Source organism: Streptomyces sp. NBC_00335 (assembly GCF_036127095.1).
Lineage (GTDB): Bacteria > Actinomycetota > Actinomycetes > Streptomycetales > Streptomycetaceae > Streptomyces.
The window spans coordinates 5,528,313-5,553,836 of sequence record NZ_CP108006.1 but is presented as its reverse complement, the minus strand read 5'-3'; the positions used below and the strand labels follow the sequence as shown (position 1 = coordinate 5,553,836).

Sequence of the window (25,524 nt, the reverse complement as noted above, 5' to 3'; positions counted from 1 at the left end):
ATGCGGGAGACCTCTCGGACCAAGAGCTCGGACAAAGCGGGTGAATCGATCACGGAGGCGGCGCTGGAAGCAGCGACGGAAACCGCTCCCCGCCGCCGCCAGGCCCGCGGCGAGCGGCGGATCGCCCAGCTCCTGGCCGCCGCCGCCGGGGTGTTCTGTCGTACGGGTTACGCGGCGGCCAGCACCAACGCCATCGCCCGCGAGGCCGGCGTCTCCCCGGGCACGCTCTACCAGTTCTTCCCGAACAAGGAGGCCATCGCCGTCGAGCTGGGCGGCCACCTCCTCCAGCGCGCCCATGAGGCGCACGGCCGGGCCTTCCTCCCGGAGAACCTGGACCACCCGCTGCCCGAGCTGATCGACGCCGTCCTGGATCCGGTCATCGCCTTCAACTGCGAGAACCCGGCCTTCTGGGCGCTCATGCACGGCTCCGGCATCCCCGGCATCGCCCAGGAACACGACGAGCTGCACGTCGGCATGCTGACCCGCGTCGAGGGGCTGCTGCGCACCTGCGTCACCCCGGCCGCCGCCGGCGCCCCCGCCACCGACGGGGAACTCACCCACGTCGCCCACATGGTGCTCGGGATCGTGCAGAGCTCGCTCGAACTGATCCTGGCCAGCGAGGGCGCGGAACGGGCCGCGTACGTCACGCAGCTGAAGACCGTCCTGTTCCGCTACCTGGCCCCGATGATCACCACGCCTCCTCCTCGCTGACCCTCCTCCCGGCGCCCCCGGACCCGCCCGAGCCGGCACCGGGGAGCGAGCCGGAGCCGTCACCGGACCCCGCCCGCCGCAACCGCAGCCCCAGCAGCGGGAAGATCAGTACGGACAGCATCCCGGCCCCGACCAGGGCAGCCGCCTCCCCCGACCCGAGCTTTCCCTCCTGCACGCCCAGGGTGGTGATCGCCACGACCAGCGGCAGCGCCGTGGAGCCGAACAGCACCAGCGCCGACCGGTCCCGGCGCCCGAGGTCCCGGGGGGCCAGCAGCCACATCGGCAGCCCGCGCACCACGAGGAAGAGCAGCAGGAACACCGGCAGCAGCACCAGCACCCAGCCGCCGTCGAGCAGCGCGGCGAGGTCGAACTCGATCCCGGTGACCACGAAGAACAGCGGCACCAGGAAGCCGAAGCCCATGGCCTCCACCTTCGAGAGCACGGCCTCGCTGCTCTCCGGGGCGGCCCCGTGCAGTACGAGCCGGGTGATCAGCCCGGCGGCGAAGGCGCCGAGGAGGACGTCGAGGCCGAGCACCTCGGACAGCGCCAGGAACGCCACGAGGATCAGCACCACCAGGCGGACGGCGAACTGCCCGCTGCTGTCCAGGGTCTTGGAGATGACCCGGGCGAACCAGGGCGGCTTGGGCCGCATCGCCCAGAACACGGCGGCGGCCGTGAGCACCGCGAAGCCGATCAGCAGCGCCGCCGACTGCGCCGGCGCCCGTCCGCTGAGCAGCAGGGCCATCGCGATGATCGGCCCGAACTCGCCGACCGCGCCCATCGCCATCATCACCGAGCCGAACCGGCTCTGAAGGTCCCCCGAGTCCCGCAGGACCGGCAGGATCGTGCCGAGGGCGGTACTGGTGAGGGCGGTGCCGATGTAGACGCCCTTGTCGAATCCGCCGCCCGACAGCAGCAGGCCGAGCCCGAGCCCCAGCGCGAGGGCGGCCACCCAGGCCCACACCGACCGCTTCAGGGTGTCGCCCTTGACCTGGGCGAACTGGATCTCGTAGCCGGCCAGGAAGATCAGCATCGCGAGGCCGAGCTCGCTGAGCACGTCGATGACCTCGGTGGAATGCGCCCAGCCGAGCACGTCGGGCCCGACCAGGACGCCCAGGACGATCTCGAAGATCACCAGCGGTACGGAAAGCCAGCGCGAGACCCCGTACGCGAGCAGGGGCGCGAGAACCGCGATCGACATGATCAAGATGAGAGTGATCCCCGAGTGCGCCATGTGTGTCATTTACATACGCTTCGCGCGGATTGTCCACTGCAAAAGATCTCGGGGGATGCTCGCATCCATACCCCCTAGGGGTATAGTCTCGAAGTGTCGGGATGAACGGTGGACTCTCCACGAGCGATCCGCCGTCTTCCGGCCGCCCGGAAACGCCCTTGAAGAGGAGAACGACATGAGCGCCGACACGGACACCCAGACCACCACCGTCTACCGGGTGACCGGCATGACCTGCGGGCACTGCGAGGGCGCGGTGACCACCGAGCTCTCCGCCCTGGCGGGCGTCAGCTCGGTCAAGGCCGTCGCCGCGACCGGCGAGGTCACCGTGGTCTCGGCCGCCCCGCTCGACGAGGCCGCCGTACGCGCCGCCGTCGACGAGGCCGGCTACGAGTTCGCCGGCCAGGCCTGAGTCCCCCTCTTCGGCAGCACCCCGCAGTACCGCGCCGGGCCGTACCGGCCAGCTCATACTGGTTCCGTACGGCCCGGCCCTCCCCCTGGAGCCGGAACATGAGCAGCAGCACAGTGCACGACGGACCCATAGCGGTGGCGCAAGCAGCGGCAGCGGCCGCCGGCACCGCCGAGGTCGAGCTGACCATCGGCGGCATGACCTGCGCCTCCTGCGCGGCCCGCATCGAGAAGAAGCTGAACCGGATGGACGGGGTCACCGCCTCGGTGAACTACGCCACCGAGAAGGCCAAGGTCTCGTACGGCGAGGGCGTGGCGGTCGCCGACCTCATCGCGACGGTCGTCAAGACCGGCTACACCGCCGAGGAGCCCCCGCCGCCGGAACCCGAGCCTGAGCCGCAGGCCGCCGCGGCACGGGAAGCCCGCGACCCCGAACTGGCCGCACTGCGCCAGCGCCTCCTGGTCTCCGTGGCGCTCTCGCTGCCCGTCGTCCTGCTCGCGATGGTCCCGGCCCTCCAGTTCGACAACTGGCAGTGGCTCTCGCTGACCCTCGCCTCCCCCGTCGTCGTCTGGGGCGCGCTCCCCTTCCACAAGGCCGCCTGGACCAACGCCCGGCACGGCGCCGCCACCATGGACACCCTGGTCTCGGTGGGCACCGGAGCCGCCTTCGCCTGGTCGCTGTGGGCCCTGTTCTTCGGCCACGCCGGCATGCCCGGCATGCGCCACGGCTTCGACTTCTCCGTGTCCCGCACCGACGGCTCCTCGGCGATCTACCTGGAGGTGGCGGCCGGAGTCGTCAGCTTCATCCTGCTCGGCCGGTACCTGGAGGCCCGCTCGAAGCGGAAGGCCGGCGCCGCCCTCAAGGCCCTGATGCGGCTCGGCGCCAAGGACGTGGCGGTCCTGCGCGGCGGGAGCGAGGTGCGCATCCCCGTGAGCGCGCTCGCGGTGGGCGACCGGTTCCTCGTCCGGCCCGGCGAGAAGATCGCCACCGACGGCACGGTCGTCGAGGGCAGCTCCGCCGTGGACGCCGCCATGCTGACCGGAGAATCGGTCCCGGTCGAGGTCACCGTCGGCGACACCGTCACCGGCGCCACCGTCAACACCTCGGGCCGCCTCGTCGTCGAGGCCACCCGCGTCGGCGCGGACACCCAGCTCGCCCGGATGGCCAAGCTGGTCGAGGACGCGCAGAACGGCAAGGCCGAGGTGCAGCGCCTCGCCGACCGGATCTCCGGGGTCTTCGTCCCGGTCGTGCTCGTCCTGGCGCTGGGCACCTGGGTCACCTGGCTGCTGATCACCGACAACCCGACGGCCGCCTTCACCGCCGCCGTGGCCGTCCTGATCATCGCCTGCCCCTGCGCCCTGGGCCTGGCCACCCCGACCGCCCTGATGGTCGGCACCGGCCGGGGCGCGCAGCTCGGCATCCTGATCAAGGGCCCCGAGGTGCTGGAGTCCACCCGCCGCGTGGACACCGTCGTCCTGGACAAGACCGGCACCGTCACCACCGGCCGGATGACCCTGACCGCCACCCACCCCGCCGAGGGCGTGGACCCGGCCGAACTGCTGCGCCTGGCCGGTTCGCTGGAGCACGCCTCCGAGCACCCGATCGCCCGGGCCATCGCATCGGCGGCCGCGGACCTCGCCGAAGGCCTGTCCGTCCCCGAGGGCTTCGAGAACCACGGCGGCCTCGGCGTCCAGGGCGTGGTCGACGGGCACGCGGTCCTGGTGGGCCGCGAGAAGCTGCTCGCCGACTGGTCGATCGCGCTGCCCGCCGCCCTCGCCGAGGCCAAGGCCGCCGCCGAGGCCGAGGGTTCCACCGCCGTCCTGGTCGCCTGGGACGGGGAGGCCCGCGGAGTGCTGACCGTGGCCGACGCGGTCAAGGAGACCAGCGCCGAGGCCGTGTCCCGGCTGCGGGCCCTGGGCCTGACCCCGGTCCTGCTGACCGGCGACAACGAGGCCGTGGCGCGGACGGTGGCCCGCGCGGTGGGCATCGACGAGGTCATTGCCGAGGTCCTCCCGCAGGACAAGGTGGACGTCGTACGCCGGCTGCAGGCCGAGGGCCGTACGGTCGCCATGGTCGGCGACGGGGTCAACGACGCGGCCGCCCTGGCCCAGGCCGATCTGGGCCTGGCCATGGGCACCGGCACCGACGCGGCGATCGAGGCGAGCGATCTGACCCTCGTACGGGGCGACTTGCGGGTCGCGGCGGACGCGATCCGGCTCTCGCGCCGGACCCTGGCCACCATCAAGGGCAACCTCTTCTGGGCCTTCGGCTACAACGTCGCGGCGCTTCCGCTGGCCGCCGCCGGACTGCTCAACCCGATGATCGCGGGGGCCGCGATGGCCTTCTCCTCGGTCTTCGTGGTCACCAACAGCCTGCGGCTGCGGTCCTTCCGCTAGTGATCACCCTTCACGTTTCGCGCACACCGCCTTCACGCGAGACGCAGATCACAGCGACCCCGACGTAACCTTGGGGCGACCCCGTGGGTCTAATGGGGCGATGCCAGAAACGTGTTGGAACGAACACGCGGTTTCTCGGCACGCAGACACCCGGTCCGGGTCCCGTGGGGGGAATCCGTTCCGGGGTACGGAAAGCGCCCCGACCTTCGACCCGTGGGGGGATCGATGGCGGGGCGCTTTTCCTGTTCGGGTCCTGCAAGTACTGCGAGTCCTACGGGTACTGCGGCTCGACCCTCGGGTCAGCGGGACTCGACCGGAACGAAGTCGCGCAGGACCTCGCCGGTGTAGATCTGGCGCGGGCGGCCGATGCGGGAGCCGGGCTCCTTGATCATCTCGTGCCACTGGGCGATCCAGCCGGGCAGCCGGCCGATCGCGAAGAGCACGGTGAACATCTCGGTCGGGAAGCCCATGGCCCGGTAGATCAGGCCGGTGTAGAAGTCCACGTTCGGGTAGAGGTTGCGCTCGACGAAGTACTCGTCGGCCAGCGCGTGCTCTTCCAGCTTCAGGGCGATGTCGAGGAGCTCGTCGTCCTTGCCGAGCGCCGAGAGGACGTCGTGCGCCGCGGCCTTGATGATCTTCGCCCGGGGGTCGAAGCTCTTGTAGACGCGGTGTCCGAAGCCCATGAGGCGGACGCCGTCTTCCTTGTTCTTCACCTTGCGGATGAAGGCGTCGACGTCGCCGCCGTCGTTCTTGATGCCTTCGAGCATCTCCAGAACCGACTGGTTGGCGCCACCGTGCAGCGGACCCCACAGGGCCGAGATGCCGGCGGAGATCGAGGCGAACATGTTCGCCTGCGAGGAGCCGACCAGACGCACGGTGGAGGTCGAGCAGTTCTGCTCGTGGTCCGCGTGCAGGATCAGCAGCTTGTCGAGCGCGGCGACCACGACCGGGTCCAGGTCGTACTCCTGGGCCGGCACGGAGAAGGTCATGCGCAGGAAGTTCTCGACGTAGCCGAGGTCGTTGCGCGGGTAGACCACCGGGTGGCCGACCGACTTCTTGTACGCGTAGGCCGCGATCGTCGGGAGCTTGGCCAGCAGCCGGATCGTCGAGAGGTTGCGCTGCTTCTCGTCGAACGGGTTGTGGCTGTCCTGGTAGAACGTCGACAGCGCGCTGACCACGGAGGACAGCATCGCCATCGGGTGCGCGTCGCGCGGGAAGCCGTCGTAGAAGCGCTTGACGTCCTCGTGCAGCATCGTGTGCTGGGTGATCTCGTTGCGGAACGACGCGAGCTGGTCGACGGTCGGCAGCTCCCCGTTGATCAGCAGGTAGGCGACCTCGATGAAGGTCGAGCGCTCGGCCAGCTGCTCGATCGGGTATCCGCGGTAGCGCAGGATGCCCTGCTCACCGTCGAGGTAAGTAATGGCGGACTTATAGGCGGCGGTGTTTCCGTAGCCGCTGTCCAGGGTGACCAGCCCGGTCTGAGCCCTCAGCTTCGCAATGTCGAAGCCCTGGTCACCGACGGTGCTCTCGACCACCGGGTAGGTGTATTCACCGTCCGCGTACCGCAGTACTACAGAGTTGTCGCTCACGTCATCCCTCACCGACGTAGTGCCTCTTCTTCGAGGTGCCCTGACTGCCTCTACCTTCCCCCATTTGGCGCAGGTGAGTGCACTCGGGGTCGAGCTTTGGTGTTTTTGACGGCACTCAGTGCCGCCAGCGTGCACATCCTGCCCCCTCCGCAACCGTTGTAGGAACCCCAAATGATCGATCATCTAGGTGATGTTTCCCACCGGTATGCGGCCGGACAGTCTGGGTGCGACGGCCGTGTACCTCCTGCCTGCGGAAACGGTACGCACCGCCTGCCCCAGGGCTTTGCGGGACCCGACCAGGACGACCAGTTTCTTCGCCCGGGTGACGGCCGTGTAGAGCAGGTTCCGTTGGAGCATCATCCAAGCGCCGGTCGTGACCGGGATCACCACCGCCGGATATTCACTCCCCTGGGAGCGGTGGATGGTGACGGCGTACGCGTGGGCCAGTTCGTCGAGCTCCGCGAACTCGTAGGCCACTTCCTCGTCTTCGTCCGTGCGCACCGTCAGCCGCTGTTCGTCCAGGTCAAGGCCGGTGACCACGCCGACCGTGCCGTTGAAGACCCCGTTCGCCCCCTTGTCGTAGTTGTTGCGGATCTGGGTGACCTTGTCGCCGACCCGGAAGACGCGGCCGCCGAACCGCTTCTCGGGCAGGCCCGGCCGGGCCGGGGTGATGGCCTGCTGGAGCAGCGCGTTGAGGTTTCCGGCACCGGCCGGGCCGCGGTGCATCGGGGCGAGGACCTGGATGTCCCGCCTCGGGTCGAGACCGAATCTGGCCGGAATACGACGGGCGGCGACGTCGACGGCAAGCTTTCCGGCCTCCTCGGTGTCCTCCTCGGGGAAGAGGAAGAAGTCGGGCAGCCCGTCGGTGATCGGCGGCAGACCGGTGTTGATCCGGTGGGCGTTGGTGACCACCCCGGACTGCTGGGCCTGCCGGAAGATGGTGGTCAGCCGGACGGCCGGAACCGGCCCGCCCTCGGCGAGCAGATCGCGCAGCACCTCGCCCGCCCCGACCGAGGGCAGCTGGTCCACGTCCCCGACCAGCAGGAGGTGGGCACCGGGTGCCACGGCCTTGACCAGCTTGTTCGCCAGCAGCAGGTCGAGCATCGAGGCCTCGTCCACGACGACCAGATCCGCGTCGAGCGGCCGCTCCCGGTCGTACGCCGCGTCCCCGCCCGGCTTCAGTTCCAGGAGCCGGTGCACGGTGGAGGCCTCGGCCCCGGTGAGTTCGGCCAGCCGCTTCGCCGCCCGGCCGGTCGGGGCGGCGAGGACGACCTTGGCCTTCTTGGCCCGGGCCAGCTCCACGATCGAGCGGACGGTGAAGGACTTCCCGCAGCCCGGCCCGCCGGTGAGGACCGCGACCCGGCGGGTGAGGGCGAGCCGGACCGCGTCCCGCTGCGCGGGCGCCAGCTTGGCTCCCGTCCGGCCGGCGAGCCAGCCCAGGGCCTTGTCCCAGTCCACGTCCCGGAAGGCCGGCAGCCGGTCCTCGTCGGCGTTCAGGAGGCGGCGCACCTGACCGGCCAGGGACAGCTCGGCGCGGTGGAACGGCACCAGGTACACGGCGGTGAGGGGGTCCGGGCCGCCCTGCGGGTCCGGCACGGATTCCCGTACGACCCCTTCGGGATCGGCGGCGAGCTCGGCCAGGCAGTCGATCACCAGCCCGGTGTCCACCTGGAGCAGCTTGACCCCGTCGGCGATGAGCCGGTCCTCGGGCAGGAAGCAGTGCCCCTGGTCGGCGGACTGGGACAGGGCGTACTGGAGCCCGGCCTTGACCCGATCCGGACTGTCGTGCGGGATCCCGACGGCCTGCGCGATGCGGTCGGCGGTGAGGAAGCCGATGCCCCAGACGTCGGCGGCGAGCCGGTACGGCTGGTTCTTCACCACGGAGATGGAGGCGTCGGCGTACTTCTTGTAGATGCGCACCGCGATGGAGGTGGAGACCCCGACCCCCTGGAGGAAGACCATGACCTCCTTGATGGCCTTCTGCTCCTCCCAGGCCGCGCCGATCAGCCTGGTGCGCTTGGGGCCGAGGCCGGGCACTTCGATCAGCCGCTTCGGCTGCCCCTCGATGACGTCCAGGGTGTCGAGGCCGAAGTGCTCCACGATCCGGTCGGCGATCTTCGGGCCGATGCCCTTGATCAGGCCGGAGCCGAGATAGCGCCGGATGCCCTGGATGGTCGCGGGCAGCAGCGTCGTGTAGTTCTCCACGGTGAACTGCCGGCCGTACTGGGGGTGCGAGCCCCAACGGCCCTCCATGCGCAGCGATTCCCCCGGCTGGGCCCCGAGGAGGGAGCCGACGACCGTGAGCAGGTCTCCGGCGCCACGACCCGTGTCCACCCGGGCGATCGTGTATCCGCTCTCCTCGTTGGCGTAGGTGATGCGCTCCAGCACCCCCTCGACCACCGCCGGCGCCACGGCCGCGTTCGTCGTCATGGCCCGAAGCTACAGCCCGGGTGCGACAGGCCCGCCGGGCCTGTGGAAAAAGGCCCACCGAGAGCGGGCGGTCAAGAGCAGGAAGCCAAAAGGGGGTCCCGCCTTCCGGCCGGACCCCCTCACGGTTACCCCTCCCTCGTCGGACTCCCCGATCCCCCCCGGATCCCCCCCCGGAAGTCCCGACGCACCATACGACCCTCGACCCATGCCCGTGGTTGCACGCGCATCCGGAACTTTACTTTTCCATTACCCAAGGGGGCTCCGGACGCCATCCGAGGTGCCGCCGAATCGCCACAGAAGTAGCGTTTCAGACATGAGCGAACCTTCCTTCCAGGACGACGTGCTGAACGAACTCGGCGACGACCGGCTGACCGAGATCGCCGGCCTCCTCGGCACCGACACGAACGGCGCCCGTGACACCGTCGCGACGACGGTCGGGGCGATGACCGGCGACCTCCAGCAGAAGGCGGACGCCGATGACGACGACGGCAACGAGGTCCGCCAGGCCTTCGCCGAGGTCACCCAGCCCCCGCTGGAAGGCGTGGCCACCCTCGGCGGCGGGCTGGGCGGCATGCTCAGCGGCGGAATGATGGCCGGGGTGCTCGCCAAGGTGAGCAAGCCCGTGGCCAACGCCGTCTCGAAGAAGACCGGCATCCCCGCGCCCACCATCGCCCGGGTCATCGAGCTGCTGATCCCGGTCCTGCTGGCGGTCTTCGCCAAGCGCGCGGCCTCCGGGAAGGGCGGCGGCGCCGGAGCCCCGAAGGCGGCCGGCGGCGAGTCCCCGATCCCGTCTCCGGGAGCGGTGCCGGGAGCGGCGGGCGCGGCGCCCGCGGGTCCGGCGGGCGCGGCCCCGGCGGCCGGCGGCAGCCTCGGCGACCTGCTCGGCCAGATCCTCGGCGGCGGCAAGAAGTAGCGAGAAGCAGCGCGCCTCACCCGTTCGGAGGAATCGGCCCGGGCCGGGTCCGGACCGCACCGGCGGTCCGGACCCGGCCCGCGGTCAGATCGCCGGGCGGTAGAAGAAGGTCTTCCGGCGCTCGATCCTGCCGTCGCGCACGAGGTAGGTGTCGGCGAAGGCCTCGTCCAGGGTCTTGCCATCCTTGTCGGCGCCCTGGAAGCGCCCCCAGCAGGCGGCCGCGGCCAGGCCGCCGGTCACCTGGCTCACCTCGTGGGCTCCCGAGGTGATGATCCGTTCGTGCTCGTAGAACCGGCGGATCCGGTCGAGACCCTCCAGCGCCGGGTAGCCCGGCCGTTCGTACACGGCGTCCGGCGCGAAGACCTCGCCGAGCCGGTCCCACGAGCGGGAGTCGATCACCTGGAACAGCCGGGCCACCAGGGATTCGGCGGTCACCGGTGCGGGCGACGTCGTTGTCACGGCCTTGCTCCTTAAGGGTGTGGACGAAAGACGAGATACGAGAGACGAGCGACGAAAAGCGGAAGGCGGGAGAGCTCCGGTCACGGCCCGTCGGCGAGAGCCTTCTCCCAGGCAGCGGCCAGCCGCGAAACCCCTTCCCGGCGCTGCGCGCCGTCCAGGGAGGCGAAGGACAGCCGCAGGACCCGCGAGCCGTCCTCCTCTATGCAGAACGGCGTGCCCGGCACGATGGCCACTCCCTGCGCCAGCGCGTGCGCGTACAGCGCGTCCGAGCCGACCCGGGGGTCGGTCAGCCGGCACCAGAAGAAGAGCCCGCCGCGCGGCCGCTCGAAGTCCAGCCAGGGCAGCCGCTCGCGCAGCAGCGTCTCCATGGCGCGGGCCCGGCCGCCGTACAAAGTGCGCAGGCCCGCCAGGTGGGCCGGCAGGAACTCCGGGTCCCCCAGCAGATCGGCGAGCAGGTACTGGCCGAAGGTGTTGGTCTGCAGGTCCCCGCACTGCTTGGCCGCGACCAGCTCCCCGATCAGCTCGGCGGGTGCGACCAGACCGGCCACCCGCAGTCCCGGGCAGACCGTCTTGGAGAGGCTCATGAGCCGCACCACCCGCCCGCTGTGCACGTCGGTGGACGGCAGCCGGCTCCCCTCGAAGGCCAGGTCCCCGTACGGGTCGTCCTCGACGACGAGGAAGCCGAACCGCTCGGCCAGCGCGGCCAGGTGACGGCGCCGCTCCTCGGAGAGCACGGCTCCGGTGGGATTGTGGAAGTGCGGTACGACGTAGACCAGTTTGGGCCGGGCCCCGGCGAGGAGCCGCTGCTCCAGTACGTCGGTGCGCATCCCCTCCGCGTCGCCGGGCACCGGCAGCAGCCGGGCGCCGGCCCGCCGGAAGACCTGTACGGCGCCCAGGTAGCTCGGGTCGTCCAGGGCGACCTCGTCGCCCTCGTCGATGATGGTCTGGGCGACGAGGTCCAGGCCCTGCTGGCTGCCCGCGGTGACCATCACCCGGTCGGGGCCGACGGGGGCCCCGGTCGCGCTCGCCCGGGCGGCGATCACCTCGCGCATCGGGCCGATGCCGTCGGTGGGGGCGTACTGGAGCGCTCGTACGGCCGCCCCGTCCGGCCCGGTGAACAGCCGGTCGGTGGCCTCCGCGAGCCGGGCCACGGGGAAGCTGTCGGGGGCCGGGATCCCGCCGGCCATCGAGAGCACCCCGGGGGCCGCGGCGGCCGCCAGGATCCGGCTCACCGCGTCGGAGCGGCCCCAGCCGGTCCGGCGGGCGAGCAGCCCCTCGATGTCACGAGGGGCGGGGGTTTGCTGCGCGGCGCTCACCTTGCGTCCGCCTTCCGCGGCTCGGCGACGATCTGGGGCGGGAAGTCCTTCAGGCGCCACACCGGCGATTTCAGGACGACCAGGACCGCGGTCAGGAAGAGCGCGGCCGTGACGAAGAGGGTTTCCCGCAGCCCGATGAGGTCGCCGAGCCAGCCGCCCAGCAGGGCGCCGAGCGGGAGCGTGCCCCAGGAGACGAAGCGGTACCCGGCGTTCATCCGGCCCAGGAGGTGGTCCGGGGTCATGGACTGGCGCAGGCTGATGATGTGGATGTTGGCGATGGTGCCGCCCGCGCCGATCAGGGCGAACGCGGCGACGAACAGGACCAGCGAGAGCGCCCCGCCGTTCGCCGGAGCGGCCGGGATGGCCACCGGGGCCAGGCAGCACAGCAGCAGGGCCACCAGGATGGCCGGGCCGAGTCCGGTCTTGCGCTTGAGCCACTGCGCGAGCATCGAGCCGACCAGGGAACCCACCGCGCCCGTGCCCAGCAGCAGGCCGATGCCGCCGGGCGAGATGCCGAGCGTGCGGGCCGCGTAGAGCACGAAGACCGTCTGGAGGGACATCCAGCACAGGTTGTACAGACCGGACTGGAGGGCGCAGGCCCGCAGGTGGGCGCTGTCCCAGATGATCCGGATGCCCTCGGCGATGCTGGTCCGGATCCCGGTCCGCTCCTGCTGGGGCACCGGCTCCGGCTCGACGCGCCGTACGGCCAGCAGCGTCAGCACGGAGACGAGGTACGAGGCTCCGTTGATCAGCAGCGCGTAGGGGGCGGTGACCCAGCCGATGAGCAGGCCGGCCAGGCCGGGTCCGCCGATCTGGGCCAGCGAACTGGTGCCCTGGAGCTTGCTGTTGCCCTCCACCAGGTGTTGCTTGCCGACCAGGGTCGGCAGGTAGGACTGGTAGGAGACGTCGAAGACCACCGTGAGGGTGCCCACGAGCAGCGCGGCGACGTACACGTACTCGATGCGGAGCAGGTCGAGCACGGCCAGCAGCGGCACCGCGCTGACCAGCAGCGCACGCCCCACGTTGGCCATGATCATCAGGGGCCTGCGCCGCACCCGGTCGACCCAGACGCCGACCAGGAGGGTGACCATCAGGAACGGGGCGTAGGAGGCCGCGTTGACGAAGCCCACCTGGGAGGAGCTGGCGTCGAGCGTCAGCACCGCGGTGAGCGGCAGAGCCAGGGTCGTGACCTGGGCCCCGACCTGCGAGATCGCCTCCCCGGACCAGAACTTGAGGAACTCCGGGTCCCGCCAGAGCGTGGCGGGTGCGGCGGCGGCCGCCGGAGCGGCCGCCGTCTCTTCCACCGGCTCGGCGGCCCCGTTCCCGATGTCGGTCACTTGATCTCTCCCAGAACGCCCTGGGCTTCGGCCAGGGGAAGAATGGGTCCTTGACCCGGAGCCGCAAAGCGGCTGAGCTCACTGCGCATCTGTTGTGACCTGCACCTTCTTGGATTGTCAGTGGCCTTGGTTAAGTTGGCCGTGTGACGACAGCGCAGATGGCCGTAGATGCCGGGTACGCCCGGTACGCCTATCGGCTCCGCATGTCGGCCACTGGCTGCGCCGCCCTGGAAGCGGAGTGGGCACGGTGCCGGTGGATCTGGAACGAGTCCGTGGCCCGCTCCAAGAAGGCCCACGCCGAGGACGAGAAGTGCGGTCCGGCCCGGCTCGACAAGATGCTGACCGCGGCCCGAGCAGCGAACACGTGGCTGCGTGAGGGCAGCAGCGTTCCGCAGCAGCAGCTCATCCGGGACTTCGGGAAGTCCCGTGCCAAGGCGCTCAAGGACACCAAAGCGGGGCTGCCGATGCGTCAGCGGTCCGGGATGCCGAGGTACAAGAGGAAGAACAAGGTCTGTCCGAGCCTGAATTACACGCAGCGCGGATTCCGATTGAAGGATGGGCGCCTGCACCTGGCAGGCGGCATCGCCGTTACGGTCGTGTGGTCGCGTGACCTGCCCAAGCCTCCCACCTCGGTGCGGATCTACCGCGACGCCCTCGGCCACTGGTATGCGTCCTTCGTCGCCGCCGCCGAAGTGCGACTGCTTCCGGAGACGGGTGCGGTGATCGGGATCGACTGGGGTGTGAAGGAGACCGCGACGACCACGAGCGACGCCCACGATCTCCCGCACCCCGAGCACGGCAAGAAGGCCGCCGCGGGGCTCGCCCGCTACCAGCGAATGATGGCTCGCCGGCAACCGGCGAAGGGCAAGCCCGCTTCGAGGGGCTACCGGGCGGCGAGGAAGCTGACGGCGAAGCTGCACAAGAAGGTGGCCCGCCAGCGCCAGGACACCGGCCGCAAGTGGGCCAAGACCGTGGTCCGCGACCACGACGCCCTCGCGGTCGAGGACTTCCGGCCGAACTTCCTCGCCAAGTCCACCCTGGCTCGCAAAGCAGCCGATGCCGCCGTCTCCGCCACCAAGACGGCGCTCATCGAGATGGGCCGCAAGCACGGGCGCATCGTGCACCTTGTCCACCCCGCGCACACCACCATGGACTGCGCACAGTGCGGAGCGAGAACCAAGCACGCGCTACCCCTCTCAATGCGAACGTATACGTGCACCGCATGCGGAGCCGTCTCTCCCAGAGACAAGAACTCCGCACGCGTCATGCTCGTCCGGGCTGGTCTCAACCCGGCTGGTACCGATCTCGTAAGACCTGAGCGCCCGTCGGGCCGCGGGCGGAGTGAGCCAGGAATCCCCGCCCTTTAGGGCGGGGAGGATTCAATTCGCGTCCACTCCCTCGGCGGCCGGGTCGACGTGGAAGGCGCAGCCGATCTGGGCGCCGCGCAGCATGCTCACGATGCCCACGGCCGGGTCGGTGACTCCGCGGGCCAGGGTGCCGGCGTAGCGTCCGTCGACCATCAGCGTCCCGTAGGCGACGGCCATGTCCTCGCAGGTCTCGCCGTCCTCGGAGAGGAACCGCTCGGTGGTCGGCAGCAGGCGGTGCTGGAGGACGAACGGGCCGTCCACGGCCTGGCGCAGCTTGGCCACCCACTCCTTCTGGTCGGTGGTCCAGCCGGGGGTGACGCCGACGCCGCCGTAGAGCAGGGTGGGCTTGAGGACCAGGTGGTCCTTGTTCGCGATGGCGTACGGCAGCAGGTCGATCTTCTCGCCGCCGAAGGTGACCTTCTCGTCGCGGACGAAGCGGGTCCAGGGCAGGATCCGGTCGATCAGCTCGCGCTCGGCCTCGGTGAAGACGGCGCGGTTGCGCTCGTCGCTGAGCATCGCGAGGCTGCCCTTGTTGCCGTACAGCTCGCAGTCGAGCGGGGCGAACAGTTCGACCGTGCCGGCCTCGACGGCGTCGAGCAGCGGGTTGACGAGGTCGTAGGTGCGGGGCTCGTCGGGCATTTCGCCGGGCAGGAACATCCGGTAGACCACGTCGACCTTGCGGCCGGCGTGGAGGACGTTGCCGTTCTCGTAGGCGAAGTCGCCCAGGTGACAGACGACGGTCTCGAAGCCGAGCCGCTCGAAGGCCGGTACGACGAACTCCATCCAGCACTTGGACTTCTCGAAGCCCTCGGGCCAGTCGGTGATCGCGAGCAGCGGCCGCTCGATGCCTTCGAGGGAGGGTGCCTGGCGGCGCAGCACCTCGGTGATGCGGGCGAGCGGGTCGGGGTAGACCAGGCTCTCGGCGGCCGCGAACTTCGCGAACTCCTCGTCCTGGATCAGGGCGCGGGCGAACTCGCCCATCTGCCAGCCGCCCAGCGAGGAGCCGGTGTTGAGCTCCATGACGCGGAAGCCGCCGGTCTCGCGGTACAGATCGGCGCGGGAGAGCGGGGCGAGCTCGTCCACGGATCCGCGCAGGACCAGGTCGGCCTGGGTGGGGGACATGCCGACGGCGGTGGCGAAGGCGCGCAGGTCTCCGCCGAAGAGCCGGGCGGGCACGGCCTTGAGCAGTTCGAAGAGGCCGTTCAGGTCGCTCTCCAGGCCCGTCACGTCGGCCTCGCTGAGGAAGACGGGGCGGTTGAGCCCCTCGCCGCCGCCGGCTCCGTAGCGGAACCACTCCACGCCGCGGACTCCGGAGACGGTCTGGCGGGCCGCGGTGCGCTCGTGGTCGAAGAAGCGGCGGGTCACGGCGTTCTCGACGCGGGCGCCGAGCCGGTGCGCGGCGACTCCGGAGACCTCCGTACGGGAGAGGGCCTCGGCGCGGTCCAGGGCGCGGCGGGTCCCGGCCGGGGTCTCGCTGACCGCGACGAGCGCGGCGGAGCGGGGGGTCAGGCCGCGGGGCGGGAGCAGCAGCTCGTCGCCGGGCTCGACCAGGGCGACGGCCTCGGCGAGGTCCTCCACGTCCTCGGGACTGGGCAGGAGCACGCGGTCGACGGCGCCGTCGTAGGCCGGGTAGAGGAAGCGGACCTCGGCGCTGAGGGCGCGGGTCGGGGTGATGTCGGGGGTCTGCTCGAAGGCGATCCTGGCGGCGGCCAGCGGCAGGTCCACGCCGGTGGCGAGCTTGTACAGGTGCGGGATGAGGTCGCCGCCGAGGCGGCCGTTGAGCTCGATCAGGCGGGGGCCGTTGGCGGCGACGCGCAGTTCGGTGTGGGTGACGCCGTAGTCGACTCCGGCGGCGCGGTGGGAGTCCTGGACCAGCTGGGTGACGGCGTCCGCCCACGGCTCGTGGCGCCAGTCGGTGACGAGGTGGCCGACCTCTTCGAAGTACGGGTGGGCGCCGAGGCGCTTGCGGGCCACGCAGACCGGGGTGGCCACGCCGTCCACGACGACGCTGTCCACGCTCAGTTCGGGGCCCTCGATGAACTCCTCGATCAGGACCGAGGCGGTGGTGCCGGCGCCGCGCAGCCGGCTGGTGGAGGCGAGCCGGAAGGCCCGGCGCAGGCCGTCGACGTCGCGGGCCATCATCACGCCGAAGCTGCCGCCGAGGGTGCGGGGCTTGACGACGACGGGGAAGCCGATGGACTCGGCGGCGGCGACGGCCTCGTCCTCGGTGGTGGCCGGGATGTAGCGGACGGCGGCCATGCCTGCGGCTTCCAGGGCCTGGCGGGTGGCGTACTTGTCGCGGCAGATCTTGGCGGCGGCCGGGTCCATGGCCCGCATGCCGAGCTTCTTGGCTACGGAGGAGACGGCGACCAGCGACCACTCGTCCCAGGTGACGATCGCCGCGTCGGCGACCTCCCCGCGCAGGTCGGCGACCGAGGCGTAGAGCTTGGCGGCGTCCGTGGTGTCGGCGATCCGGTGGGTCTCCACGTAGCGGGCCTGCCAGGTCGGCGCCTCCGGCGCGACGAGCGTCACCTCGTAGTGCTGGGCGAGGGAGGCCAGGGCGTACTCCCGGTACTGCTGTATGCGGCTGCCTACGAGGATGACGCGCTGGCGTTCGGAGGTCATGAAGACCACGGTGGATTCCTTTCCGGTTCGGGGCGTGGAGCGGGTTCGCCCCGGAGAACAGGGGGTTCGAGAGGTCTTACGAGGTGTGGTGGGGGTCAGTCCGTCCGGTCGGCGGGGCCGGCGGCGGCCGGTGGGGCTCCGACGGGGACGCAGGTCAGGCGGAAGGAGTCGGCGGACTCGGTGATGGCCGCCTCGACTTCCCGGGTGGAGGCGCCGCGGAAGCGGAAGCGGGTGCCGACGTGCTCGTAGCCGCTGATCGCCGGGGCCGTGGAGCCGACCGGGGTGTGCTTGACGGCGTACGGGAGCCGGCCGGGCGCGGGTTCCCGTACCCAGCCGGCCGCTTCGATCCGGCAGGGAGCGGGCACCGGGAGCGGGAGCAGCAGGTAGCCGCCGACCTCGCCGGTCTTGAGCGGCGGCAGGACGGGGGTCAGGCCGAGCTGGATGTCCACGGCGGCGGCCATCAGGTCGACCTCGTGGACGTCGCGCCAGGTGAAGGGGATCTCCCCGCCGCCCACCCGGGCACCGCACTCCAGGAAGACCAGCGCGGGCCCGCCGTCGGGGGCGGGGGTGACGAAGGCCTCCAGGTGGAAGACCCAGGGCTGGGAGCCGCCGAGGGCGGGGCCGACCGCGGCGGCGAAGGCCTCGACCTCTTTCAGGAGCCCGGGTTCGTCCTCCTCCACGGAGCCGAGCCAGGTGCCCTGCGTGAAGTCGGCGCAGGTGCCGCCCACGTAGCGCGAGACGGTCCAGCTGCCGAGCGAATCGCCCTCCCACAGGCCGTCGATGTGCAGGATCGGCCCCTCCACGTAGCTCTGGACGAGGTACGGCTCGGCGGCGAGCGCCGCGGCCAGCCCGGTCAGCGCGGCCAGTTCGGCGGCGGAGTCGATCTGGACCACGCCGCGGCTGGCGGTGCCGCGGTGCGGTTTGACGACCAGCGGCCAGCCGTGGGCCTCGCCGAAGGCGAGGACGGCGGCCGGATCGGGGGCGGGGGCGAAGGCGGGCACCGGCAGTCCGGCGGCCTCGGCGGTGCGGCACATGGTCAGCTTGTCGCGGAACACGGCCAGTTCGGCGGTGTGCTGGCCGGGGATCGCGAACTCCTCGCGGATCAGCGCGGCCGTGTCCAGGTCCCCCTCGTTGAGGGCGATCAGCCGCGCCGGGGTCCCGAAGCGGGCCACGAGCCCGGTGACGGCGGCGCGGACGGCGGGCAGGTCGTCGGTCAGCCCGACGGTGGTCACCGCGGCGGCGGCTTCCGGCAGCGAGGCGCGGCCGAGCTCGGTGCTCACGTAGGTGACGTGGGCGGCGTCGTGGTCGAGGTAGTCGGCGTAGTGCGCGTGGGTGTCCCGCCAGCGGTGCAGGACGATCAGGTGCGGCCGGTCGGCGGCGCTCATGCCGTCTCGCCCCCCTCACCCGCGTCGGCGTCGGGCGCGGAGTCAGCGGCGGCGGCGAGCCAGGGCAGGGCGGCCGTCGCCATCGTGCGGACGCCGATGGAGAGCGCGGGTCCGGCGACCGGCGCGAAGGTGGAGGAGTGGTTCTGCGGGAGCTCCTCCAGCTTGCCGGCGGCGAAGGCCTCGCCGAAGGTCTGCGGGTCGAGGCCGCCGTAGAACCAGTACACCGAGGGGACTTGGGCGGCGGTGGCGAGGAGGCCGAAGTCCTCGCTGGCGGTGGTCGGGCCCATCGTCATGACGGCGCCGGCCCCGAAGTGCTCGCGGTGGGCTTCGGCCACCCGCTCGGCACTCGCGGTGTCGTTGACGGTCATCGGCAGGTGGTAGACCGAGGTGATCTCCGGGTCGGCGGTCGCGCCCGCGGCGGCCGATTCGGCGCGCGCGAGGCGCTCGATGGCCGCGAGGACCTTCTCGCGAACCGGTGCGGAGCTGGTGCGCACGTTGATGCCGAGCTCGGCCGTGTCGGGTATGACCGCGGCCGTGGTGCCGGCGTGCAGTTTGCCGATGGTGACCACCACCGGTTCCTGGGCGGATATCTCGCGGGAGACGATCGTCTGGAGCCGCAGCACGAGCGAGGCCGCCATCACCACGGGGTCGACGGCCGCCTCGGGCTTGGAACCGTGGCCGCCGCGCCCGAAGAGCTTGACGGTGATGGAGTCGGTGGCGCCCATGACCGTGCCCGGCAGGGTCGCGATGAGGCCCACGGGACCGGGTCCCACGTGCGAGCCGAGGATCACGTCGGGGCGCGGGAAACGCTCGAAGAGCCCGTCCTCGACCATCTCGCGGGCTCCGTAGCCGCTCTCCTCGCCCGGCTGGAAGACGGCGACGACGGTGCCGCTCCAGGCTCCGCGGTTACGGGCGAACAGGGCGCAGGACCCGATCAGCGCGGCCACGTGCAGGTCGTGGCCGCAGGCGTGCATCACCGGGACCTCGGTGCCCGCTTCGTCGGTGGCGGTCTCGGTGCTCGCGTAGGGCAGCCCGGTGGCCTCCTTGACGGGCAGCGCGTCCATGTCGGCGCGCAGCATGACCACCGGTCCGTCGCCGTTGTTCAGGACCGCGACCACGCCGGTGCGGCCGACGCCGGTGGTGATCTCCCAGCCGCCCTGGGCGGCCAGCCGCTCGGCGACGAGGGCCGCCGTCCGCTTCTCCTGGAAGGCGAGTTCGGGGTGGGTGTGCAGTTCTCGGTAGTCGGCCTCCAGCGCCGGCATCAGCGAGTCGAGACCTTCGAGCAGTGCAGTCATGACGTCCTTCTCAGGCATGAGGGGTTACGGACACGGGGTGTTCGCGACCTGGGTGTTCGCGATCTGGGTGCTCGCGCCCGGGGTGTTCCTGTACGGCCCATGAGGCGGCCAGCGCCGCCGCGGCGGTCAGTGCGGGCCACCACGGCAGCCAGGCGTTGTGCCCCGCCGATCTCAGGAGTTCCGCGAGCATCGGGAACGTGCCGCCGAACAGGCTGATCGCGGCCGCGGTGGGCAGGCCGACGGCGACGGCGCGCACCGCGGGCGGGAACAGCTGCCCCGCGAAGACGTTGCTCACCGCGAGCGGGAGGCCCAGCAGGAAGAGCAGGACCACCGTGACGACGGGGACGGGCACCTGTCCGGAGGTCATGGCCAGCAGCAGCGGCACGGTGCCCAGGGCGAGCCCGGCGAAGCCGAGGCGCAGCACGGGCAGGGCGCCGAACCGGTCGGCCGCCTTGCCGCCGCCGAGCATGGCCGCGAGGAGCGCCACCATGCCGAGGAGCAGTGCGGCGGAGGTCTCCTCCTTGGTGGCGGCACCGGCGCTCTCGGCGTACGAGGGGAAGTCGACGGTGACGAAGTAGAAGGTGGTGGTGGCCCCGGAGGTGATGGCGAACACCACGGCGAGCCGCCCGAGATGGGCCCGCAGCACCGGCCAGGGGCTCGGCGCCTTGGCCTTCGCTGCCGCCTTCGCTGCCGCCTTGCCCGCTGCCTTGCCCGTCGGCTCCCCCGGTGCCTTGGCCTCCGCCTTGCTGGCCGTCTCCCCCGCCGCGGCCGTGAAGACCCCGCTCTCCGCCGCCCCGCGCCGGATCCACAGGGCGGTCAGCCCGAGCAGTCCGCCGAAGACGAAGCCGTAGCGCCAGGCGCCGTCCTCGACTCCGCTCTCCCCGAACACCCCGAGCAGGACGCTCATCACGACGAAGGAGAGCGCGCTGCCCAGCACCACGCCCCCGTAGGAGACGGCGCTGTAGAAGTAGCGGCGCCCGGCCGGCGCGGTCTCGGTGACGTACGCGGCCACGCTCGGGTTCTCCGCCCCGACCGACAGGCCCTGCACGAGCCGGGCCCCGACCACCAGCAGCGGAGCCGCCAGTCCGATGGAGGCGTAGCCCGGTATGACGGCCAGGAACAGCGAGCCGGCGGCGATCAGGCCGACGGTGAGGGTCAGTCCGTAGCGCCGGCCGCGGGTGTCGGTGAGCCGGCCGATGAGCACGCTGCCCAGCGGGCGGACCAGGAAGCCGAGGGCGAAGCCCAGGTAGGCGGCGATGAGTTTGGCGGTGGGCGAGGTGCCGGGGAACAGTGCCTCGGCGAAGTAGGGGGCGAGGATGCCGTAGATGGTCCAGTCGTAGGCCTCCACGACCGATCCGACGGTGGCGGCGGCCAGTTCCCTGCGGGGGCGCCGGGCCGGCGCGGGGGCAGTGGTGGCCGCCTCCGCACCGGCCGCGGGGAGGCCGTCCCCCACGTGACGGTCGGTCTTAGTGCTGGTCATCTGTCACTCCGTAGACCCTGATCAATGAGTTGTCCTGGCCGGGGAAGGGCACGGCGTGCAGCCGGACCCCGGTCGCCGGGAGGGCTTCCAGGCCGGTCAGGCCCGTGAGGGCGGGCAGGCCGGCGGCGGCGAGCGCCGCCGCCACCGGCCCGTTGCCCTCGCGGCTGTCCGTGGCCACCATGAGCGCGCCCTGCCCGGCGAGCAGGGCCACGGCGTCCTCGGTGAGGTACGCGCCGGCCGCGCGGCCGGTCTGCACGACCACGGCGTGCCCCGTGAGGTCGAAGGGCGCCAGCGCGAGCCGGTCGGCGACCGGCGCTCCGGCTCCGAGGAGCCGGACGAGGACCACGGGAAGGTCCACCAGGCCGGCCAGGCCCGGTGCGGCGCCGCCCGGACCCGACGGCCAGGCGGCCCGGGTCGCGGGGCCGGTCAGGTCCGTCGTGGTGCGGCCCGATCCGGCGGAACCAGGGGTCTGGGAGCCGGTGTTCCGGGAGCCCTTGTGGGGTTCCCGGAGCAGCTCCCGGCGGGTGATCTTCGTGCTGCCGACCATCAGCAGTCCGAGGTGGCGGACGATCAGTTCGCCCAGTTCCCCGTCGGCGATGTCGTCGCCGGGGATGTCCAGGCGGAACCCCTGCATCTGCAGGGCGCCTCCGTTGCTGAAGACGACCTCCGCGTCGAAGTCGACGCGCCACTCGCCGCCGTGCTGACCGTTGTTCGTTCCCGTGGTCATGTCCCTGTCCTCACGTTCGTGGATCCGGTGCGGGCGCCGTGGTGTCGGCCACCGCGTGCCGCGCGGATCCGTGCTCTGCCGTGCCGAACCGGCTTCTCCGGCTCAGGCGCAGTCGATCAGAGCTTTCTCCAGCGCCGCTGCCATCTCGTGGATCTCCTCGTCGGTGATCACCAGTGGCGGAAGCAGCCGGAGCACGGCGCCGTACCGGCCGCCGCTCTCCAGCAGCAGCCCGTGGTCCAGGCAGGCGCGCTTGATGCGCTTGGCCCGGGCCCCGTCGGCGGGCAGCGAACCGAGCCGGTCGGCCGGGCCCGCGGGGTCGACGATCTCGATGCCCCACATCAGGCCCCGGCCGCGGATCTGGCCGATCTCGGGGTGGCCGGCGGCCAGCCGGCCGAGCAGGGTGGCGATCAGCTTGCCCTTGGCGGCGGCCTTTTCGATCAGTCCCTCGGCCTCCGTGACCCGCATGGCGGCGAGTCCCGCGACCAGGGCGATCTGGTTGCCGCGGAAGGTGCCCGCGTGGGCTCCGGGCGCCCAGGCGTCGTACTTGCCGTGGTAGAGCAGCAGCGACAGCGGGAAGCCGCCGCCGGCCGCCTTGGACACGAGGACGGCGTCCGGTTCGATCCCGGACTCCTCGAAGGCCCACATGGTGCCGGTGCGTCCGAAGCCGGCCTGGATCTCGTCCAGGACCAGCGGGATGTCCAGCCGGGTGGTGATCTCCCGCAGGCCGCGCAGCCAGGAGGCCGGCGCCGGGATCACCCCGCCCTCGCCCTGGACGGCTTCGACGAAGATCGCGGCCGGTGTGGTGATGCCGCTCTCCGGGTCGGTGAGCAGCCGCTCGATGTAGGTCAGGCCGGCCTGGATGCCCGCCTCGCCGCCGATGCCGAAGGGGCAGCGGTAGTCGTAGGGGAAGGGCAGGTGGTGGACGTCCGGCATCAGGGAGGGCACGGACTCCTTGGCGCCCAGGTTGCCGGTGAGGGCGAGGGCACCCGCCGTCATGCCGTGGTAGGCCCCGTGGAAGGAGATCACCGTCCGGCGGCCGGTGGCGATCTTGAACAGTTTGATGGCGGCCTCGGTGGCGTCGGTGCCCGCCGGCCCGCAGAACTGCGTCTTGAAGGTGTCCGCCATGGTGCCCGGCAGCCGCTCGTAGAGCGCCTGGAGGTACTCGTACTTGGCCGGGGTGGTCAGGTCCAGTGCCTGCTGGACCTGACCGGAGGTGAGGTACTCCCCCACCGCGGCCAGTACGCCGGGGTGGTTGTGCCCCAGCGAGAGGGTGCCCGCCGCGGCGAGGCAGTCCAGGTACTCGCGGCCGTGCCCGTCGCGGATCCGTGCTCCGTGGCCTTCGGCGAGGAGCTTGCCGAAGGTGTTGGCGTAGGTCCGGGCGCCCGATTCGCGCGCCTCGACGAAGGTGTACATCTCGTCCGGCGTGAGGGTGGTCACGTCGTCACTTCCTCAGGTGTGAGCGGGCGTCGGCGACCATGACCTGGCCGAGGGCGATTCCTCCGTCATTGGTCGGGACGAGCCGGTGGACATAGGTGTCGAAACCGTCGGCGGTCAGCCCGGTCAGACAGTTGAGCAGCAGGAACTCGTTGAGGAACACGCCTCCGGAGAGGGCGACCTGGTTGACCCCGGTCTCCTCCCGCAGGGCCTTGCAGCGCTCGCGCACCATCTCGACGACGGCCGTGTGGAACCTGCGGCTGATCCGGTCCACGGGCAGTCCGCCGGCGATGTCGGCGGCCATGGCCCGGATCACGGGCCGCGGGTCGACCTCGGTCAGTCCGTCGGCCTCGTAGGCCCCGAAGCGGTACGAGGCCTGCGGCTCCGGGGCGGAGTCGCGGTCGAGCAGCCCCTCCAGCTCGATCGGGCCCTGGGCCTCGTACTCGGCCTTGGCGCAGACCCCGGCGAGGGCGGCGGCCCCGTCGAAGAGCCGGCCCATGCTGGAGGTGGGCGGGGAGTTGATCCCGCGGGCCGCCATCGTCGCGAAGACCTGGCGGCGCTGCTCGTCGAGGGCGGCGAGGGCGGGGAAGCCCGCGAGGGCCCGGTCCGCGTCCCCGTCGAAGGCGTCCAGGGCGAGTGCGTACCCGGTGCGGATGGGTTCGCGCACCGCTTGGTCCCCGCCGATCAGCGGCAGGCCGCGCATCCGGCCGACCCGGCGGTAGGCGGCGTAATCCCCGAGGAGGAACTCCCCGCCCCAGACCGTGCCGTCCTCGCCGTAGCCGAAGCCGTCGAAGATCACGCCGAGGGTGGTGCCGCTCACGTGGTTCTCCGCCATGCAGGAGGCCATGTGGGCGTGGTGGTGCTGGACTTCCACCGTGGGGAGCGCGGGGCCGGCGCCGTCGTCGTCCAGGGCGGCCCGGGTGGAGCGGAACTGCGGGTGCATGTCGTGCGCCGTGACCTCCGGCTTGAGCGCGTACAGCTGCGCCAGGTGCCGGGCGGTGCGGTGGTGCGCGGCGAAGGTCTCGTCGTTCTTGAGGTCGCCGATGTGCTGGCTGAGGAAGACCTGGGAGCCGTTGGTGAGGGCCACGGTCGTCTTCAGTTCGGCGCCGAGGGCGACCACGGGGGCCACCTCGCGGCCGACGTCCACCGGGTAGGGGGCGTAGCCGCGGGCGCGGCGGATGAACTGGAGGAGCGGCTCGTCGAGTTCGGGGTGGTCGGAGAGGCGGACCACCGAGTCGTCGACGCGGATCTCGATGTCGCGGTCGTGGTAGAGGATCACGTCCGCGATCTCGAAGAGCTGTTCCAGCGCCTCTTCGTTGCGGTAGGCGATGGGGTAGCCGGAGATGTTGCCGCTGGTGGCGACGAGCGCTTCGAGGCCGGGCTCGTCCAGCAGCAGGTGGTGGTGGGGTGCCGAGGGCAGCATGATCCCCAGGTTGGGGTTGCGCGGGGCCACGGACTCCGGGAGGGAGCCCGCGCGCTTGCGGGCCAGCAGGATGGGACGGGCCGGCGAGCGCAGGACGTCGATCTCCGCTTCGGAGAGCTCCACCAGGTCCTGCGCCGTGGTGAGGTCGCGGACCATCACCGCGAACGGCTTGGAGTCGCGGCGCTTGCGGCTGCGCAGCAGCGCCACGGCGTCGGCGTTGGTCGCGTCCACCACGAGGTGGAAGCCGCCGACGCTCTTCATCGCGGCGATCCCGCCGTCCGCGAGGACCCGGGCGGCCCTCAGGAGCGCCTCGTCCCCTTCGGCCGTGTTCCCCTCGCGGTCCCGGAGCAGCAGCCGGGGGCCGCAGTCCGGGCACGCGTTGGGCTGCGCGTGGTAGCGCCGGTCCATCGGGTCCTCGTACTCGGCCTTGCAGTCCGCGCACATGGTGAAGGTGGCCATGGTGGTCATCGGACGGTCGTACGGCAGGTCCTGGATGATGGAGTACCGGGGCCCGCAGTTGGTGCAGTTGATGAAGGGGTAGCGGTGCCGGCGGTCCTTCGGGTCGCGAAGTTCCGCCTGGCAGTCGCCACAGACGTGGGTGTCCGCCGGGAGCAGCGCGGACCGGGCTCCGGTGTGCTCGCTGTGCACGATGGTGAACGGGCCCGCGGGCACGGTGCCGCGGTCCAGTCCCCGGGTCGGCCGGACCTCGTCCACCCGGGCGAGCTCGGGGGCGCGGCCGCTGAGGCCCGCCGCGAACTCCTCCAGGGCGGCGACCGGTCCGGACGCCTCCACCAGCACGCCCTCGGGGTCGTTGCGAACCCAGCCGGAGAGGCCGAGTTCACGGGCCAGCTTGTAGACGAACGGCCGGTAGCCGACGCCCTGGACCACGCCGGTGACGCGGATGCGCCACTCGTCGACGGCGCTGACAGCGCTGACAGCGCTGTCGGCGTCCGTGATCCCTTCGGGCCGCTCCGTGACGGTCTGCTCGGTGCTCATG

At 71.6% G+C, this 25,524-nt stretch carries 18 protein-coding genes; 5 read left to right on the top strand and 13 right to left on the bottom strand.

Annotated features, from left to right (window positions below):
* The gene (locus OHA37_RS24990) at positions 1-711 is read left to right on the top strand and encodes a TetR/AcrR family transcriptional regulator (protein WP_266908687.1); all 711 of its coding nucleotides are present in this window, start codon (positions 1-3) and stop codon (positions 709-711) included.
* Here OHA37_RS24990 and OHA37_RS24985 read toward each other — a convergent pair.
* Positions 689-1,945 carry a cation:proton antiporter gene (locus OHA37_RS24985; protein WP_266913072.1) on the bottom strand — a complete coding sequence of 419 codons (1,257 nt, stop codon included), beginning with the start codon at positions 1,943-1,945 and terminating at the stop codon, positions 689-691. The two genes, OHA37_RS24990 and OHA37_RS24985, sit on opposite strands and share 23 nt — an antisense overlap.
* Positions 1,946-2,120: 175 nt before the next feature.
* On the opposite strand from OHA37_RS24985, the gene OHA37_RS24980 reads away from it, so the two are divergent.
* Both OHA37_RS24980 and OHA37_RS24975 read left to right on the top strand, forming a co-directional pair.
* Entirely contained in the window at positions 2,121-2,354 is a 234-nt protein-coding gene (locus tag OHA37_RS24980) for a heavy-metal-associated domain-containing protein (RefSeq protein ID WP_266908685.1), read from the top strand.
* Positions 2,355-2,452: 98 nt separating this feature from the next.
* A complete protein-coding gene (locus OHA37_RS24975; protein WP_266908683.1) occupies positions 2,453-4,747 on the top strand; it encodes a heavy metal translocating P-type ATPase in 2,295 nt (764 codons plus the stop codon).
* A 299-nt stretch (positions 4,748-5,046) separates the two neighbouring features.
* Here the strand turns inward: OHA37_RS24975 and OHA37_RS24970 are convergent, their stop codons facing one another.
* Entirely contained in the window at positions 5,047-6,336 is a 1,290-nt protein-coding gene (locus OHA37_RS24970; protein WP_266908681.1) for a citrate synthase, read from the bottom strand.
* Between the two features lie 183 nt (positions 6,337-6,519).
* Positions 6,520-8,766, bottom strand: coding sequence for an SF1B family DNA helicase RecD2 (recD2, locus tag OHA37_RS24965; RefSeq protein ID WP_266908679.1), 2,247 nt, complete (start codon positions 8,764-8,766; stop codon positions 6,520-6,522).
* Between the two features lie 313 nt (positions 8,767-9,079).
* On the opposite strand from recD2, the gene OHA37_RS24960 reads away from it, so the two are divergent.
* Entirely contained in the window at positions 9,080-9,679 is a 600-nt protein-coding gene (locus OHA37_RS24960; RefSeq protein ID WP_266908677.1) for a DUF937 domain-containing protein, read from the top strand.
* Between the two features lie 84 nt (positions 9,680-9,763).
* On the opposite strand, the gene OHA37_RS24955 is transcribed toward OHA37_RS24960, so the two are convergent.
* The 3 genes from OHA37_RS24955 to OHA37_RS24945 form a co-directional block, all read right to left on the bottom strand.
* Complete coding sequence (locus OHA37_RS24955) at positions 9,764-10,138, bottom strand: nuclear transport factor 2 family protein (RefSeq protein WP_266908675.1); 375 nt, start codon at positions 10,136-10,138, stop codon at positions 9,764-9,766.
* Between the two features lie 80 nt (positions 10,139-10,218).
* Positions 10,219-11,454 carry an aminotransferase-like domain-containing protein gene (locus OHA37_RS24950; protein WP_266908673.1) on the bottom strand — a complete coding sequence of 412 codons (1,236 nt, stop codon included), beginning with the start codon at positions 11,452-11,454 and terminating at the stop codon, positions 10,219-10,221.
* Positions 11,451-12,791: an MFS transporter gene (locus OHA37_RS24945; protein ID WP_266908671.1), complete on the bottom strand. Its 1,341-nt coding sequence runs from the start codon at positions 12,789-12,791 to the stop codon at positions 11,451-11,453. Before OHA37_RS24945 ends, OHA37_RS24950 begins: the two co-directional genes overlap by 4 nt.
* A 158-nt stretch (positions 12,792-12,949) precedes the next feature.
* On the opposite strand from OHA37_RS24945, the gene OHA37_RS24940 reads away from it, so the two are divergent.
* Positions 12,950-14,158 carry an RNA-guided endonuclease InsQ/TnpB family protein gene (locus OHA37_RS24940; protein WP_266913070.1) on the top strand — a complete coding sequence of 403 codons (1,209 nt, stop codon included), beginning with the start codon at positions 12,950-12,952 and terminating at the stop codon, positions 14,156-14,158.
* Positions 14,159-14,170: 12 nt separating this feature from the next.
* Here the strand turns inward: OHA37_RS24940 and OHA37_RS24935 are convergent, their stop codons facing one another.
* The 7 genes from OHA37_RS24935 to hypF form a co-directional block, all read right to left on the bottom strand.
* The gene (locus OHA37_RS24935; protein WP_266908669.1) at positions 14,171-16,783 is read right to left on the bottom strand and encodes an ATP-grasp domain-containing protein; all 2,613 of its coding nucleotides are present in this window, start codon (positions 16,781-16,783) and stop codon (positions 14,171-14,173) included.
* Positions 16,784-16,878: 95 nt separating this feature from the next.
* Positions 16,879-18,168, bottom strand: coding sequence for an ATP-grasp domain-containing protein (locus OHA37_RS24930; RefSeq protein WP_266908667.1), 1,290 nt, complete (start codon positions 18,166-18,168; stop codon positions 16,879-16,881).
* Complete coding sequence (locus OHA37_RS24925) at positions 18,165-19,463, bottom strand: amidohydrolase (protein ID WP_266908665.1); 1,299 nt, start codon at positions 19,461-19,463, stop codon at positions 18,165-18,167. Before OHA37_RS24925 ends, OHA37_RS24930 begins: the two co-directional genes overlap by 4 nt.
* Positions 19,464-19,473: 10 nt before the next feature.
* On the bottom strand, positions 19,474-20,943 hold the full coding sequence (locus OHA37_RS24920; protein ID WP_266908663.1) for an MFS transporter: 1,470 nt from the start codon (positions 20,941-20,943) through the stop codon (positions 19,474-19,476).
* Positions 20,930-21,670 carry a hypothetical protein gene (locus OHA37_RS24915; protein ID WP_266908662.1) on the bottom strand — a complete coding sequence of 247 codons (741 nt, stop codon included), beginning with the start codon at positions 21,668-21,670 and terminating at the stop codon, positions 20,930-20,932. Before OHA37_RS24915 ends, OHA37_RS24920 begins: the two co-directional genes overlap by 14 nt.
* A 102-nt stretch (positions 21,671-21,772) precedes the next feature.
* Positions 21,773-23,107 carry a diaminobutyrate--2-oxoglutarate transaminase family protein gene (locus OHA37_RS24910; RefSeq protein ID WP_266908661.1) on the bottom strand — a complete coding sequence of 445 codons (1,335 nt, stop codon included), beginning with the start codon at positions 23,105-23,107 and terminating at the stop codon, positions 21,773-21,775.
* A gap of 4 nt (positions 23,108-23,111) precedes the next feature.
* Entirely contained in the window at positions 23,112-25,523 is a 2,412-nt protein-coding gene (gene hypF / locus OHA37_RS24905; protein ID WP_266908660.1) for a carbamoyltransferase HypF, read from the bottom strand.
* Position 25,524 lies beyond the last annotated feature (1 nt).